Source organism: bacterium, from assembly GCA_021372615.1.
GTDB lineage: Bacteria > Armatimonadota > Zipacnadia > Zipacnadales > UBA11051 > JAJFUB01.
On record JAJFUB010000028.1, the window covers coordinates 18408 to 34970 of the forward strand.

11 protein-coding genes are annotated in these 16563 nt (G+C 68.5%); 8 read left to right on the forward strand and 3 right to left on the reverse strand.

Annotation, left to right across the window (positions count from 1 at the left end; all coding sequences use genetic code 11):
- Nucleotides 1-69 precede the first annotated feature (69 nt).
- Complete coding sequence (locus LLH23_04730; GenBank protein MCE5237780.1) at nt 70-1041, reverse strand: aldo/keto reductase family protein; 972 nt, start codon at nt 1039-1041, stop codon at nt 70-72.
- A gap of 134 nt (nt 1042-1175) precedes the next feature.
- Here LLH23_04730 and LLH23_04735 point away from each other — a divergent pair, with 134 nt between their 5' ends.
- A complete protein-coding gene (locus LLH23_04735) occupies nt 1176-1781 on the forward strand; it encodes a DUF1559 domain-containing protein (protein MCE5237781.1) in 606 nt (201 codons plus the stop codon).
- Nucleotides 1782-1868: 87 nt separating this feature from the next.
- Here the strand turns inward: LLH23_04735 and LLH23_04740 are convergent, their stop codons facing one another.
- A complete protein-coding gene (locus LLH23_04740; protein MCE5237782.1) occupies nt 1869-4532 on the reverse strand; it encodes a LamG domain-containing protein in 2664 nt (887 codons plus the stop codon).
- 58 nt (nt 4533-4590) lie between these two features.
- Nucleotides 4591-5454, reverse strand: coding sequence for a nucleoside hydrolase (locus LLH23_04745; GenBank protein ID MCE5237783.1), 864 nt, complete (start codon nt 5452-5454; stop codon nt 4591-4593).
- Nucleotides 5455-5768: 314 nt separating this feature from the next.
- On the opposite strand from LLH23_04745, the gene LLH23_04750 reads away from it, so the two are divergent.
- From LLH23_04750 to LLH23_04780, 7 genes are all read left to right on the forward strand, one after another.
- Entirely contained in the window at nt 5769-6734 is a 966-nt protein-coding gene (locus LLH23_04750; GenBank protein ID MCE5237784.1) for an NAD(P)-dependent oxidoreductase, read from the forward strand.
- 16 nt (nt 6735-6750) lie between these two features.
- Nucleotides 6751-7392, forward strand: a complete 642-nt coding sequence (locus LLH23_04755) for a hypothetical protein (protein ID MCE5237785.1) — start codon at nt 6751-6753, stop codon at nt 7390-7392.
- Entirely contained in the window at nt 7389-10232 is a 2844-nt protein-coding gene (locus LLH23_04760; protein MCE5237786.1) for a hypothetical protein, read from the forward strand. Before LLH23_04755 ends, LLH23_04760 begins: the two co-directional genes overlap by 4 nt.
- A 10-nt stretch (nt 10233-10242) precedes the next feature.
- Nucleotides 10243-12984: an NPCBM/NEW2 domain-containing protein gene (locus LLH23_04765; GenBank protein ID MCE5237787.1), complete on the forward strand. Its 2742-nt coding sequence runs from the start codon at nt 10243-10245 to the stop codon at nt 12982-12984.
- A 91-nt stretch (nt 12985-13075) separates the two neighbouring features.
- Nucleotides 13076-14221: a Fic family protein gene (locus LLH23_04770; GenBank protein MCE5237788.1), complete on the forward strand. Its 1146-nt coding sequence runs from the start codon at nt 13076-13078 to the stop codon at nt 14219-14221.
- Between the two features lie 138 nt (nt 14222-14359).
- Nucleotides 14360-15274 (forward strand): glycoside hydrolase family 25 protein, encoded by a 915-nt coding sequence (locus LLH23_04775; GenBank protein MCE5237789.1) that lies wholly within the window; start codon nt 14360-14362, stop codon nt 15272-15274.
- Nucleotides 15275-15375: 101 nt separating this feature from the next.
- Nucleotides 15376-16563 carry a Fic family protein gene (locus tag LLH23_04780; protein ID MCE5237790.1) on the forward strand — a complete coding sequence of 396 codons (1188 nt, stop codon included), beginning with the start codon at nt 15376-15378 and terminating at the stop codon, nt 16561-16563.

The window sequence follows — 16563 nt, forward strand, 5'->3', positions numbered from 1 at the left end:
GCCCGTTAATGCCCTGTTAAGCCACATTATGTCACCATAACACAGGCCCGACAGGGCCTGCGTCCCGCCTCACGGCGCCAGCGACGCCGGCAGCGGGAACAGCTCCCCGCAGCGCCGGTACACGTCGTCGGGCAACTCCGCCTCCGCCGCCGCCAGGTTGCCCTGCAGTTGCTCGGTCTTCGTCGCCCCGAGGATCACCGACGTGACCGCCGGGTGCTTCAGGCACCAGGCCAGCGCCAACTGCGCCGTGGTCAGCCCCAGGTCGCCGGCCATGGTCTTCAACTCCTGCGCCTTGCGCAGGTTCTCGTCGGCGTAGTACAGGTCCATCATGATCTTGTTGGTGCTCTCGTCGGCCGCGCGGCTGCCGGCCGGGGGCGGCTGGCCGGGCTCGTACTTGCCCGTCAGCACTCCGTGCGCCAGCGGCGAGAACACCACATTGCCCAGGCCCAGCTTGAGCGTGGTCGGAAAGACCTCCGGCTCCGGGTTGCGCCAGAGCATCGAGTAGCGCGGCTGGTTGGACACCGGCGGCCGGCACCCGAGGCGCTCGGCTGTGCCCACGGCCTCCTGAATCAGCGCCGCAGGCCACTCGGACACGCCCCAGTAGATGATCTTGCCCGCCCGGGCCAGGTCGTCCATCACGCGCACCGTCTCCTGCACCGGCGTGCCTGGGTCGGGCCGGTGGCACTGGTACAGGTCCACGTAGTCCATCTGCAGCCGCTGCAGGCTGGCATGGCACTGCTCGCGGATGTGCTTGGCCGACAGTCCTCGGTCGTTGGGCCCGTCGCCCATCGGCGCCCAGACCTTCGTGGCCAGGACGAAGGACTCGCGGGGGTAGTCCTTGAGTATCTTGCCGAAGGCAATCTCGGCCTGCCCGCGGTTGTAGGCATTGGCCGTGTCAAACCAGTTGACGCCGTGGTCGAAGCACAGCTTCACATGCTCGGCGGCCAGATCGTCCGCCACGTGCATGCCGATGGTCAGCCAGCTTCCGAGGCCGACGGTGCTGATCTGTACGCCCCACTTGCCCAGATGTCGGTACTGCATGAGTCGCCTCCTTCAGAGCGCCCGAACTGATCCGGTCGCATTTCGTGCTCATGTTGACTGCCCGGAACCGGCCCGTCTGTGGTATGATGCGCCGCGCGGCCTGGGGCCGCACATCCTGTCACGAGGAGTTGTCTATGCGGCGCGGTTTCACACTGATAGAACTGTTGGTCGTGATCGCCATCATCGCCATCCTGGCGGCCATCCTCTTCCCGGTCTTCGCCAAGGCCCGAGAGAAGGCCCGCCAGACGAGCTGCCTGAGCAACCTCAAGCAGATGGGCCTGGCCTGGCTGCAGTACGCGCAGGACTACGATGAGAAGGTTGCCGTGTGTCGTGTCTCGTCCACGTGCTCCGGCTCGGTCTCGAGCTTTTTCCAGGACTTCCCGTATCTCCTCATGCCGTATGTCAAGAACAACCAGGTCTTCGACTGCCCCTCCAGCGGGTACGCGAAGTACGCCGGCACCACCTCGTACAACCCGGCCAGCTACCAGCAGAATGTCTATCTGGGCAATGAGCCCCTCGGCACGCCCAACAACTATCGGCCAGCCTCACTGGGAACGATCACCTCGCCGGCCACCTGTCCGCTGCAGTGGGACAGCGCCAACACCAACTGCGAGGGCTGGTGGGTAGCCAACTACCTGGGCATCCGCCACAACGACGGGTTCAACTGCAGTTTCTGCGACGGCCACTCCAAGTGGCTGAGCAAGCAGACCGCCCTCGGCACGATCAGCGCCTCGCCCTAGCCGACAGCCTGCGTATCGTCCCGCCGGCCCGGCTGTGACATGCCGGGCCGGTCTGCATTCCCCTGGCAGGCGCGATGGAACGCGCCGCTACTTCGCCTCGGCGGCCACCTGCTCGGCCGTCAGCGTCGTGCTGAAGAGCCTGATCTCGTCAATGACCCCGTCCATGAAGTGCAGCCCGCCGTAGCTCCCCAGCCGCAGGTCATAGGCCCCCGAATGCAGGTCGTCCTGCTTCTCACTCCGCGCCAGCAGCTTCCCGTCGCGATAGTGGCAGACGATCACCCTGTCGCCGTCACGCTGGCACGTCACCGCGAGGTGATACCACCGGCCGGTCTCCCACTGCAGCGCACCGGTCGCGAAGCTCGTGCCCCACTGGTGCTTCTCGTTGCCCATCTCCAGCGTGAGCTGATAGTTCGGCGGATAGCCGATCCACCACCAGAAGTGCTGCACCGGGCTCTCGGGGCCCTTGTTGACGATCGTGCGGCCGTTGCCCGGCTGGCTGAGCGAGTTGAGCTTGACCCACGCGCACAGGCTGAAGCTCTTGAGTTTGTGGAAGGGCTCGTCGGCGATGATGACCGCCTCGGACGAGCGCCCGTCGAAGGCCAGCGCGCTGCCCTGCTTGCCGGTCGTCCAGGTGGCGGTGCGCACCGCACCCGGATAGGGCGGCGGCGGGCTGCTGTCGGCGAAGCTCTCGCCCTTGCCCTCGTCCAGCTTCCAGTACCCGATCAGCCCCCTGGGTTTGGCGATCGCTTCAGGCAGGACCCGCGGGTCACTGGCCAGCAGCGGGCGTGGACCTTTGAGCGTCAGCATGACCTCCGCCGTCTTGGCCCCGCCCAGCGGCGCGACCCCCAGGCGCCAGACGCCGGCCACGGGCTGCCCGGCCTCCACCGCGCTCTCCTCCGTTGCCGCCACCTCGGCGGACGCCACCTCGGCGCCCTGCGGGTCATACAGCTTCAGCAGCGCACTCTCGCCGGCGTTGCGGCAACGGGCCAGGAGGGCGAGGCTGTCACTGTCCGGCCGCACGCGGAAGTACAGCTCCGCCGGCGCCGGAACGTGGACGGGATAGGCCGGGATGCGCTCGGGGCGGAGCACGTCGGGCTCGGTCTGCCAACCGCCCTCGCTCTCCTTGTACTTGCCCTTCCACGGCACCGGCTCCCACTGGTCCAGCGGGCTGCGGTAGTTCCGGTCCTTGAGCCACCTGTCCGCTTCCTGGTGCGCCCACACCGCCGCGGGCCAGAAGTCGTCATGCCACGAGGGCTTGCCCAGGTAGGCGAAGCGGCAGCCCCAGTCGCGGTACAGGTTGTCCCCGGGCCAGTGCCAGTAGCCCTGGCCCTTGGTGACCAGGTTGTAGGCATGGGCGGCGAAGAACCGGGGCTCGGTGGCCGGGAAGTACACATCCCACACGGCGCTGCCCTGCAACACCTCCGCGCCCCAGTCCCGGTACGCCTGCGTGATCTTCCCGAGCCACTGGGGGTCGAAGCCCACGCCGTAGTAGGTGTGCTCGGCGAAGTTCACCGTCGGCACGCCCGGCTGGCCGAAGCCCCGGGCGATGCCCCGGCAGAACCAGTTGCCGATCTCGGTGACGAACATGTCGGTCAGGAAGTCGGGGTTGATCTTGTGCAACTCGTTCCGGCACCAGCCCGCGATGGCCGCCATCTCGTTCTCAAGATACCTGTCGTACTCGGGGTACAGCTTCTGCGCCTGGAGCCAGTCGTAGCGCGCCTGGCCGGTCGTGAGCTGCGTGAGCAGCCCCATGTCCTGCTGCTTGGCCTTGAGGAACCCGCCGAGGCAGGTGTCACAGAAGCACGTGCCGCTCATCATGTAGTGGCCGTACTTCCAGGCAGCGTACATCTCGGGGTCCAGGCCGAAGCCGACAACGCAGGGGTTGCTGCGTGACAGCTCGGCCGCCACCCGCGCCCGCGACAGGTAGACCTGCTCCCACATCCTCCGGTCCAGCGGACACGGCGCCAGCGGCAGCTTCTCCAAGTGCTCGATATACAGCCCCGGCCGACAGCCCTCCCAGGCCCTCACCTCGGCTCCGCTGCCGCCGAGGTTCACCGTCGGCATGACGCGCAGGTTGACCTTCTTCGCGTAGTCGCACCAGCGCTTGACCTTGGCCGTCCAGTCCTTCAGCCCTGCCGGGGTCAGGAAGTCATCGGCGTAGCGCTCGAAGTCAATCATCGCCACGTTGAAGCCCCCCAGCTTCAGGTCGCGCAGGAAGTGCAGGTGCAGGGGCGTGCGATCATACGCACTGTGTGGACCGCCATCGAGGCACCAGCACGACACCAGCGGCTTGACCCGCGCGGTGTTGCGGCTCCCAGGGCCGGAGTTGACCAGCAACGTGCAGACCCCGGGCTGCTTCGCCACCGCCACCCGCGTCGTCTTGCCCGGCGCGACGACGCCCGTCGCCAGTTCCTGCCCTGCGCCATCGAAGAGCGCATAGAGCGTGTGCGGCCAGACCGACTGCCCGGAGACGCCGGTGATCTCGCAGGCGACGCTCCTGTCCCGGTCGGGCAGCAGCATGAAGAGGCTCTCACCGACCACGGTCAGGGGAGGCGCGTTGCGCGCCCCGCCCTCCTGGGGCGGCAGCACGAAGCGCGGCCGGAGGGGCTCGACGGTGGGGTCATGGAAGAGCACCCCGCGCAGGCGCTCGGTCTCCAGCCACTGCACCCGCGGGTTCAGGGCGGGGAAGTCGGCGGCGAGGGCCGCCGCCGTGATGGTGACCATCATGAGTGCAATGGCCAGAGTTCTCATTGCGGCACCACCCTTTCTGAACCGGTGTAGGAGCGGTCACCGACCGCGACCGCCCCCGTCACCGCCCCAGCCGCTGCCCCAGGAGCCGCTCCATGAACAGCATCAGGAAGCGACCGACATGGGGCGTCACGGCCACGCGCATGTTCGGCTCGCCCTTGACCGGCCGCGTGTGGCCTTCGTCGTCGCACACGAGGCACAGGTCGGCCATCCCGCATATCGTCTCATCAATCGCCACGCCCACGGCCAGCGGGTCGTGCAGGACCGGCGTCTGTCCGGGCCAGCAGCTCAGCATCCCCACCAGCCCGTCCGTCAGCGGCGTGCCGGCCGCCAGGATGCGCGCGCGGTTCTCGGCCTCCAGCTTCACCCGGTACGTCGCGTCCAGCGGTACCATGACCAGCGGCGCCCCACACGACAGCATCGCCTGCGAGGCCGGGACGTCGGTGACGATGTTGTACTCGGGCTTGATCTCCGGCGTCGCGCCCTCCGGCCAGCCGACGCACCCGCCCATGATGACGAAGTCGCACTTGCGGCCCAGGTCGGGGTCCAGCTTCAGCGCGTCGCCGATGTTGGTGAACGGCCCAATCGGGATGATGGTGATCTCGCCCGGGGCAGCGTTGACCTGCTCGACGAGGAAGTCCGCGGCGCTCTGGGCGACAGGCGCGGTGGCCGTATAGCCTTCGGCCCACGGCGCCTGGTTGACGCCGCCGCCGGTGTCGGTGGCGCGGCCCACCGCCACGGGGACATCATTGCGGCCGCACTCGTGCAGCATCTTGAGCGCCAGCTTCGCGCGGGCGGCCGTGTCGTTGTTGGCGATGGTGACGCCGACGAGCTCCAGCTCGGGCGAGCACAGGATCAGCGCTAGGGCATAGGCGTCGTCAATGTCGGTGCCGATGTCGGTGTCGAGAATGATGCGGCGAGCCATGGCGGGGCCTCCGAAGGGATTGGCGTAGAGTTCCGGCATCATGAGGGGTTGACCTGCCGGTGGGACGGCAACGGCTCCTCACCCCTGCCCCTCTCCCTCGCCCGCGGAACGACCGCGGGCTCCGGAGAGGGGAGGCCGAATGTCGCTCTGTAACTTCGAAGCCACGAAGTGGTCGCACGTGGTCCCCTCTCCGGAGCGCGGCCTCATCGCGCGAGGGAGAGGGGTAGGGGTGAGGACGCCGTTCCCGGCAGGTCGCGCCGACCCTCGAACCGAAATGTCCTCCCTCACCAACGACTTCCCCGGGAGGGCATCCCATGAACGAACTGAACATCCGCACCCTCGCCGTCTTCGGCGGCAGCGGCAAGCTCGGCCAGGCGCTCATCCGGCACTTCCTCGGCCAGGGCCTCGGCATCCGCGCCATGGTCCACCACACCCCGCTCGACCTCCCGGGCGTCGAGAGTGTCGCCGGCGATGTGCGCAACCTGGCGGACGTCCGGGGGGTCTGCGACGGCGCCGACGCCGTGCTCTGCCTGGCCACCACCAAGGAAGACCCTGACACGTTCTTCGATGTGAGCCTGAAGGGCACGTTCAATGTCCTGGAGGCTTGCCGCGACACGCCGGTCAAGCAACTGATCCTGGCCGGGGGCGACGCGGCCTGTGGCATCTGGTTCTACCCGCACCCCGAGCCGATTGACGAGACCCACCCGCTCATGGCCTACCCGGGCTACTACGCCTTCAGTAAGGTCATGGAAGAGGTCATGCTCAACCAATACCACATCCAGTATGGCCTGCCGACCTGCGTCCTGCGGATGTCGTGGATATTCGAGAGGGCCGACATCCTCAACCACCTGTCGTTGCGCAACCTCAACCCCGCGGAAAAGGGTCACGGGTGGGACGACTACCTGACCGAGGAGCTGCGTGCCGTCATCGCCGCGGGTGGCAACCGCGTGCCGATCCTGGTGAACGATCAGGGCGTGCCGTACACGCGGCACATCGTGCATCTAGATGATGTCGTGCAGGCCTTCGACAAGGCGCTGGGCCATCCGGCCGCCATCGGCGAGACCTTCCACATCGCCGCGCCGCGCGCGTTCCGCTATGACGAGGCGGCGGCATACCTGGCCCCCAAGGTGGGCCTGGAGACCGCCACCATCACGGCCTCGGGCTACCACTCGTTCGAGATCAACGTGAGCAAGGCACGGCGGATGCTGGCCTATGACCCGCAGTACGACATCTTCGGGATCATTGATAAGGCGCTGCAGTGGAGGCAGGAGCACCCATAGGGACGAGTGATGCGCGATGGGCGAGAGCATCTTCCTGCGGTATCCGTGGCTGGGCGGCCTGCTGGTCGTCGCGGTGTTCGGGCTCATGATGCTGTGGGTGACGAAGCTGCAGGAGGCCACTCGCGCCGCCAGCGGGCCCCCCGATGCCAGCGGCAGTGGGCCTGCCCCTGCGTCCCTGCGCGGGACCTGGCTGAGTCGTTTCCTGCTGCTGTGCGTGGCGGGGGCGCTCCTGACAGTGCTGGGGTATCTGGACGCGATGGGCACGCGTGGGCTGCTTGGTTTGCCACGTGGCACAGCCTTCGAGTTCATCCTGGGCGCGTTCGTGTCCCCCGTGATCGCCCTGGCGATCTCGACGGTGACCAAGGTGCACGTAGCCTGGCGCGCCGCGCAACTGGGCTTGCCCATCCGCACGATTCTGCCCCCCTGGGTGGCGCTGGAGAACTGGGCGCTGCATCTGGCGAGCATTGCCGTGTTGCTCGCCCTGCCACTGCTTTTTGGGCTACGCCCCTTCTTCATCGGTGGCGTGGCAGCGTCCACTGCCGTCTGCCTGTGGGCGTGGGGCCAGGCCCGCGCCGCGCACCGGCGCCCGTTGCCCCCGTCGCCGCCGCCGGTCGTGCCCCCGCCTCCGCCAGACCCGGCCTCGGGAGAGCGACCATGAAAGTGACGGCATCGGCCGCACTGGCCCTGCTGGCGGCAGCCTACCTGTGCACGGGAGGGCAAGCCATGGAACTCAAGGCCGGCGCCCTGTTGATCACGCTGGATGATACCGGGCGCCTCACACGGCTGCACGACACCGTCGGCAGGCGCGAGGTGCTGGCCCCCGGCCAGAAGCCCCCGCTGCTCACCTGCCAGCTTGGGGGAAGGACCGTGGAGCCCACCACGGCAGCACCGAACGCCACCGGCAGCCAGTTGCGGCTGGGCTTCGGTGACGGGGGGCCACAGGCTGTCATCGCCGTCGCGGCGAAGCCGACGCACCTGCGCCTCGAACTCGCTGCCTGGGAAGGGCCGTTGCCGACGCGCCTCACGTGGGGGCCGTGGCCGACCACAATCTGCCAGAGCGTCGGCGGGACCATCGGTGTCCTGCGCGACGAGCAGACCGCCCTCGGCATCCAGGCACTCAACGTGCAGACACGCGGTAGCGCCCGGCGTAACGGAGAGCAGGGGCTGCTGACTGCCGAGGCCGTCGAGCACGAGGGGGGCATCAGGGGCTCGGCCGTGGCCCTGTTCGGGTGCGCAGCCGCAGACGCCCTGGCGACCATCGGCAAGATCGAGATCGCCGAGGGCCTGCCCCACCCGATGCTGGACGGTCAGTGGGGCAAGACCTCACCCACCGCCCGCGAGCCGTACCTGGTCGGCTACTTCGGTGAGAAGGATTTCGACGCGTACCTCGACCTGGCGCAGAAGGCCGGCATCCGCTACCTCTACCACGCCCACCCCTTCAAGACGTGGGGCCATTTCCAACTCATTCCCGAGCTCTTTCCCGACGGCGAGGCCAGCCTCCGCCGCTGTGTGGCGAAGGCGGCACAGCGCGGCGTGCGCGTCGGTGTCCACACTCTCTCCGGCTTCATCACCACCAACGACCCGTACGTGACGCCTGTGCCCGATCCGCGCCTGGCGCGCATGGGCTCGAGCACGTTGACCGCGGCGGTGGACGAGAAGGCTACCGAAATCGGCGTCGCCGACCCGGCCGCCTTCCGCAACCGGCAGACGCTGGGGGCGGCGCTCCTGGGCACGGAGATCATCCAATATGGGCGCGTGTCGGAGCAGGCGCCCTGGCAGCTCCTGGACTGCACCCGCGGGGCCTTCGGCACGGCCACCGCGGCCCATGCGGCCGGGGCGGACATCGGCAAGCTGGCCGACCACGGCTACCGCACGTTGTACCCCTCGCTCGAGAGCGGCATGATGGATGAGATGGCCGGGCGACTGGCGCAGTTCGTCCGCGACAACGGCCTGCGCCAGATGTCCTTCGACGGCCTGGAAGGCATCTCCACCTACGGCTACCCCGGCGACGCCATCCGCGCTCACTTCGTCAAGTATGTCTACGACCGCTGGCAGCACGAGGTCATCAGCGACGCCAGCAACCTGCTGCACTACAACTGGCACATCCACACGCGCATGAACTGGGGCGAACTGACCCAGTCGGCCAAGACCGATGTGGATGTCTACCGTGCGGGCAACTGCGACTACTTCGAGGCGAACCTCTTCCCCTGCGCGATGGGCTGGTGGCGCTTCGGCGGCCCGGGCCTGGATTGGGAAGCGACGCGCCTGGAGGACGTCGAGTACCTGCTGGCCAAGGCTGCCGGCTATCGGGCCACGCACGGTCTGGAGACCAGCCCGGGCGCCGTCGCGGCGCACGGCTATGGCGAGCAGTGTCTGCAACTGGTGCGCGACTGGACCGAGGCCTCCACCACCGACGCTCTCAGCGACGCCCAGCGGCGGAAGCTGCGCGAGAAGGGGCGCGACTTCCACCTCGCCCGCGTGGGCGAGCGGGGCTGGACGCTGTCGGAGGTCCGGTACTCGCCCTTCTTCTGGGCCTGCCCGGGCAAGGAGGGCCTTCTGAGCCTCAACACGGCCGACGACCGCACGCGGGGGATGACCTCCGCAGTGAACAACCCCTTCGGCGAGCAGCCACTGCAGTTCGAGCTGCGTCTCGTCAACAGCTTCGACTATGCCAGCGACCAGAACCTGGCGCTCAACGTGCCGGCGGCCGCCTTCGCGCCGCATCATCAACTGCCCGAGGGCGCCGCGGCCCTGCAGATGCAGGGCGACACGCGCGGGGGCCTGACGCTGAGCGCCTCGTACCACGGCCCCGACCCCCGCTCCCGCTCGGTTCGCTCGCTGGCTGCCTTCCCGCAGGCGCTGAACCTGCGGCAGCACCGCGGCCTCGGCCTGTTCGTCGAGGGCGATGGCCAGGGCGAGCTGCTGTTCATCGAGCTGGTCGCCCGCGACAGCAAGCGCCAGTACTATGTCCCCCTCAGCTTCACCGGCCGTCGCTACGTGGAGTTCCCCTGCGGCGAGATGAGCCTGCAGCGCTACTACGCCTACGACTGGGGCGGCGCGGGTGGCTTCGCGGCCTGGTGGAACACCCTCAAGGGCTTCGACTACGGCCACGTGGAGCAGATCACCGTGGGCTTCAACAGTGTGCCTCGGGGGCAGACCGTGTCGTGCCGGATCAGCGGGCTCATGGCGCTGCGGGAGCTGGGCAGCGGTGTCGCCAACTTCGCGCTCCGGTGCGGTGGGAGACAACTGCAGTTGGCGGCCCCGGTCCCACCCGGCGCGCAGTACCTGACCTACAGCGGCGGCGATGCCGTCGAGGCCCGCGATGGCAACTACCGGCTGCTCTCCGCGCTGCCGGCGACGGGCGACCTGCGCACGATACCCCCGGGCGAGAGCGCCTTCGACCTGTCGTACGAGGGCAACGACGCCCCGGCTCCGTGGACGCGTATCGAGTACAAGTGCGTCGGCCCGGCAGAAGCCGTGGCGGCGCCGAGACCTTAGGAGGACCCCGATGACGCGATTGGCGCTGTTGAGCCTGTTGGCCGCGGCCTGCCTGCTCAGCTTCGCGCGCAGCGGAGGTGCCGCCGTGACCGAGTTCTTCGTCTCCACCCAGGGCAAGGACGCCAGCCCCGGCACCCGGGAGAAGCCCTTTGCGACGCTGGAGCGCGCCCAGCAGGCGGCGCGCCAGGCACGGGCCAAAGGGCCCGTAACGGTCTGGCTGCGCGGCGGCGTCTTCCGCCGCGACAAGCCCCTGGCGCTCACCGCTGAGGACTCCGGCACGACCTGGCGCGCCTTCGGCGGCGAGCGAGCTATCCTCATGGGCGGCATCAACCTCTCCGGCGAGAGCTTCAAGCCGGTGACCGACCCGGTCGTCCTCGCCCGCCTGGACCCGGCGGCCAAGTCGCACCTCCTCGTCTCCGACCTCACGAAGCAGGGCGTGACGGACTTCGGCGGCGCGTGGCCGGACCGCTTCCGCGGCTACAACGGCTGGCATGAGCTGTTCTTCGACGGCCGGCGGATGCAGATCGCACGCTGGCCCAACGAGGGCTTCGCGCGCATGGGCAAGGTGCTCGACGCGGGCTCCAAGCCCCGCGTGAACGAGAAGCCCGACAGGCCCGGCAAGTTCCAGTACCAGGGCGACCGGCCGGAGCGCTGGCTGCAGGCCCCGGAGGTCTACCTGGACGGCTACTGGTGCTTCAAGTGGTACAACGAGGTGCTCAAGGTCGCCAAGATCGACCCGGCCGACAAGAGCATCACCTTCACCGTCCCGCACATCTACGGCGTCGGCGGCCCGTCGGGCGGCGAGTACTTCGCGCTCAATCTGCTCGAAGAACTCGATAGTCCCGGTGAGTACTTCCTGGACCGCGCACACGGCCTGCTGTACTTCTGGCCGCCGGCGGAGCTGAAGGGCAAGGCCATCGGCCTGTCGGTCATGCAGGACCCATTGGTGACGATCACCGAGGCCCAGAACGTGACGTTGCGCGGGCTGACCTTCGAGGTCTCCCGCGGGGCGGCGATCAACCTGAGCGGCGGCGAGGGGAACCTCATCGCCGGTTGCACCATCCGCAACCTGGCCAATGACGCCGTGCGCATCGCCGGTGGGAAGCACAACGGCATCGCCGGGTGCGACCTGTACCGCCTCGGCGGCGGGGGCATCTCCCTGTCCGGCGGCGACCGCGCCACGCTCACCGCGTGCGGCAACTTCGCCCACAACAACCACATCCACCATTTCGGCGAGCTGTACCGCACGCACCACGACGCCATCAACCTCAACGGCTGCGGCTGCCAGGCCACCCACAACCTGATCCACGACGCGCCGCACCACGCCATGGACTTCGGCGGCAACGACCACCTGGTGGAGTTCAACGAGGTCTATCGCGTCTGCATGGAGACCGACGACGCCGGGGCGATCTACACCGGGCGCAACTGGACCGTGCAGGGCAATGTGATCCGCTACAACTTCTGGCACGACATCGGCGGCGGCCCGGCGGTGGGCAACCAGGCGATCTACCTGGACGACTGTGCGGCCGGCACGACGTGCTACGGCAACGTCATCTGCCGCGTAGGGCGCGCCTTCCTGATCGGCGGCGGGCGCGACAACACCATCCACAACAACATCATCGTGGACTGCCGCATACCCCTGCACATTGACAATCGGGGCGTGGGCATCGCCCGCAGCAAGGATGAGAACTGGGGCACACTGACCCGCGAGTTCGCCACGCTCCCCATCCAGGGCGAACTGTGGAGCAAGCGCTACCCGCACTTGCCGACATACCTGGAAGACCAGCCCGGCTACCCGAAGTACAACGACGTGGCCGACAACCTGATCGTGCGCTGCGGCAAGATGAACCTGGCGAAGGAAGCCCAGGAGCTGAGCACCTTCAGGGACAACCTGGAGACGAGCGACGACCCGGGCTTCGTGAACGCGGCAACGCTGAACTTCGCGCTCAAGCCCGACGCCCCGGCGTTCAGGCAACTGCCGGACTTCAAGCCGATCCCCTTCGCCCAGATCGGCCCGCTACTGGACGAGAACCGCCAGACCATGCCGCTGCTCGTGCCGACCATCTCCCCGACGCCGCAGGCCTTCGTCGGCGAGATGGCGGTCACCATCGGCACGCGCTTCCCGGGCAGCACGATCCGCTACACGCTCGACGGCAGCGACCCCACCGCGACCTCCCCGGTCTACAGCAAGCCGATCAAGCTGACGAAGACCACCACGGTGAAGGCGCGCTGCTTCTCGTCCCGGGACAGCACCGACGTGGCCGAGAGCGTCTTCTCGGTGATGCTGCTGGGGCCCGACCACGGGGTCTACCTGAGCGACCTCGAGCCGACAGAAGCGACGGCGCACGGGGGCCTCAAGCGTGATACGAACTACTCCGGCAAGCCCATCCGCCTCCACGGCCAGACCTACGCCAGGGGGCTGAGCACCCACGCGCTGGCTGACCCGCAGGGCGAGGGGGCGACGGTGACCTATGCCCTCAACGGCGGCCTGGCCGCCGCCCGGCGCTTCAAGGCGCTGGTGGGCCTCGACGATACCGCCGACCAGCGCGGCTCGTGTGTGTTCATCGTCGAGGTGATGCGGCAGGGGAAGTGGGAGAAGCTGTTCGAGAGCCCAACCGTGCGGGCGGGGCAGGAGCCGGTGCCCGTGGACGTAGACGTCACCGGGGCGGCGCAGCTACGCCTGCGCGTGACCAACGCCGGCGACAGCAACTACTCCGACCACGCCACCTGGGCGGAGGCGATGCTGCAGTAGCAGCAGACACCTTGACGATCCCGGCCTGATTCGGCAGGATGGTGACCCCCGAGTGTGCGGCTGGACCGCCGTCTGGGGGTGAGGCACTGCTATGGACCGACTGGACATCAAAGACGACCGCGCCGGGAAGGTGGTGAGCATCCCCGGAGGGCTGTGGGCCTTTGTGCCCCACAAGCTCCCGCCGTGGATCGAGTCCGGCCCGCGCTTCCTGCAGGCCACTGCGGAGGCCGGCAGCGCGCTCAGCCGCGTGGACGGGGCGATGAGCATGTTTCCGCCTGGCGCCACGCCGATCTCCCCGCTGCTGTGGCGCGAGGCCAGCGCCAGCGCGCGCATCGAGGGCGCCGGCGTCACCTGCGCCGAAGCTGTGCAGACCGAACTGGAGTGCGCGCCCGCGGGCAGCGAACTCGACGAGGCCGCCGCCTGCCGCGATGCCATGCAACTGGGCCTCGAGCGCATGCCGAAGCTGGGGTTCGGCGTCGAGCTGGTGACGCTCATGCACGCCGAGGCCATGCGCGGGGCGCACTGGGCGTACGTGTCGCCCGGCCGCTTCCGCGAGGTGCAGACGTTCATCGGCGTGCGTCGCAAGCGCCTGAGCACCGCCTCGTACGTCCCGCCCCCGTGGGAGTACATCGGCGAGCTGATGGCCGACTGGGAACGCTTCGCCCGTGAGAACCGCGAGCTGCCCCCGCTGGTGCAGACAGCCATCCTGCACGCGCAGTTCGAGCTGATCCACCCCTTCATGGACGGCAACGGCAAGGTCGGCCGCATGGCGATGAACCTGTTCCTGCTGTCCTGTGGCCGGCTGAGCTACCCGGTCCTGCTGCTGAGCCACTACTTCGAGCGCACCCGACACGAGTACTACCAGGCCCTGCGCGGCGTAAGCCACCGAGGGCTGTGGGAGGAGTGGGTGATGTACTTCCTGGACGGCGTCACGCAGGAGTCCGAGCGGATCCTGCGCGTGGCCCAGCGCCTGAACGCCCTGCGCGAGGACGCGCGCGAGCACCTCATCGCGCGCCGCGCCGGCCCGTCGGCCCTGCGCCTGCTGGACACCTTGCTCGACAACCCGTACACCAGCCGCGAGTTAGCCGCCACCAAGCTGGAGGTCTCCGCGCGTACGGCACGGACCGCCATCGCCGCCCTGCAGGGCCTGGGCCTGGTCGAGGAGACCACCGGCCAGCGCCGCGACCAGCGCTTCCGCGCCCCCGCGATCATTGACGCCCTGCACACCGACGTCTAGGCGGATGTCAGGCCTCTGTCAGCCTCCGCACAGGACTCCCCGAGGTCGCTCCCGGTACAACGGGGAGCGTTCGGGGCGTCCAGAGCGCTCCGAGCCCACGGGACAGCCGTCCCGACCCGTTCGCCGGAGGGCAGACAGATGCAGAAGCTGCAAGGTTGCGACGTGAGTCACTGGAACGGGCGGCCCGACTGGGCCGCCGCCGCCCGGGCCGGGATGAGATGGGCCGCCGTCAAGTTCAGCCAGGGGGACGCGATCACCGACGCGCAGGCGGTGCGCAATGTGGACCGCCTGCGGCGCCTGGGCCTCCCCGTCATGCCGTACCACTTCCTGTACCCGGGCCTCCCCGCCGCCGACCAGTTCACCCGGTTCCACGCTGTCGTGACAGCGTGCGGCGGCTGGGGCGGGCTGCTGATCCCGGCCCTGGACGTGGAGGGTGACGAGCACTGCGCCCTGCGCGGCATGAGTTCGGCAGCCTACTGCGAGCTGGCCGCCGACTGGCTCGCCCTGCTGGAGCGCGAGATCGGCCGGCCGGGAGCGGTCTACACCTACCCGTCGTTCAACGCCGAACACGGCGTCGGGCAGCGCCTGGGCAGCCGGTCGCTGCTGTGGGCCGCCAGCTATGGCAGCCAGGTCCCGCACTTAGCGGGCTGGCCACGGGCGACGTTCTGGCAGACCAGCGACCACGGCACCTGGCCGGGGATCGGCGGCGGCCTGGACCTGGACTGGTTCCTGGGCACCGAGGACGCACTGCGGGCGCTGCTTGTCGAGGCGAAGCGTCAGCCGCTGGTGGTCGGCGCCGAGGGCCGGCCGATCAGTTGCGCGCCGGACTGGTCAGGCGATCGTGTGACGGTGGCTGCAGCCCCGCTGCTGGCGGCCCTGGGCCTGCCCACCGCCCCCCTGCCCCCGGCTGTGCATGCCGACACCGGGCGGGCGTTCCTGCACGAGTTGGAACCGTACTGCCGCCCGTGGGGGTTCTTCTATCGGGACACGCCGCAAGGCCCACGGGTGTACTGCAAGCGGGTGGCAGCCGCACAGGAGACAGGTGTTTCCTAACCAGTCTCGCCTCTATCTCTTGATAAAGCAATGCGGCATGTGCTTTAATACAGGCATGGATCTAGCCGTGGTAGTGAACTCAGAGGGCAAGGACCTTTCCCATGCGTGAGGAAGGCGGGCCTGCCGGCGAGTATGTCTCCATCGGCGGACGCGAGCCAGCGTTTGTGCCCTATGCGCTGCCGCCGCGCCTGGTTTGGTCGCCCGGCCTGCTGAATGACCTGGCCGAAGCGGCGCGGTCGCTGGGAGTGCTGGAAGGCTTCAGCCACGTGTCGGACTTCTCGCAGTACATGCCCGGCCCTCGACTGCTGCTGTCACCCCTGCTGCAGCTGGAGGCACTATCCAGTTCGCGGATCGAGGGCACGGTCACGACCCTTGAGGAGATCCTGCGAGCACTCAGCGGCGACAGGACCGACGTGGCGTCCGGAACCGTCGAGGTCCTCAACTACCTCGACGCGCTGGAACTGGGAATGGCGGCACTCCGCCGTCGGCCGCTCAACCTCGACCTCGTCCGTGAACTGCACCGGGAACTGCTGAAGAGCGCGCGCGGCCACGACCGCACGCCGGGCGAGTACCGACAGCGGCAGGTCTACATCGGGAACCCGCGGGTCGGGCGACTGAGCTACGTCCCGCCCCCGCCTGAACGCCTGCCCGGACTCCTGGCGGACTGGGAGCGGTTCCTCCTGCAGGATGACAACCTGCCGCCGCTGCTGAAGTGCGCTCTGCTGCATGTGCAGTTCGAGATGATCCACCCCTTCAGCGACGGGAACGGCCGTACCGGGAGGCTCATCATGAGCCTGTACCTGGTGCAGCGAGGCTATCTGAGCCAGCCGTTGCTCTATCTGAGTGGCTACCTGGAGCGCAACCGGGCGGAGTACTACACGCGGCTGCAGGCAGTAAGTCGTCGCGCCGACTGGCAGGGATGGACTAGCTTCCTGCTCCGAGGCATCGCGGCGCAGGCTCAGCACACCGTGGAGGTGTGCCGCAACCTCATCGCCCTCCGCGACTCGCTGCGGGCGGCCCTGACACAAGCCCGCGTCTCAGCCACGGCGATGAGACTGCTGGATCTGCTGTTCGAGAACCCCTACACGAGTGTCCCGGTGGCCGCCCAGCGTCTGGACGTCACATACCCCACCGCGCAGTTGGCGTTGCGCAGTCTCGAGCGGATGGGCCTCGTGATCGAGTACACCGGGCGACGACGGCGCAATCGCCGCTTCCGCGCCGACGGCATCATCGCGGCGATTCGGGCGGAAGAGGAGCAGGTGCCCGGGGCCCGGGCTGACACGGAGTAA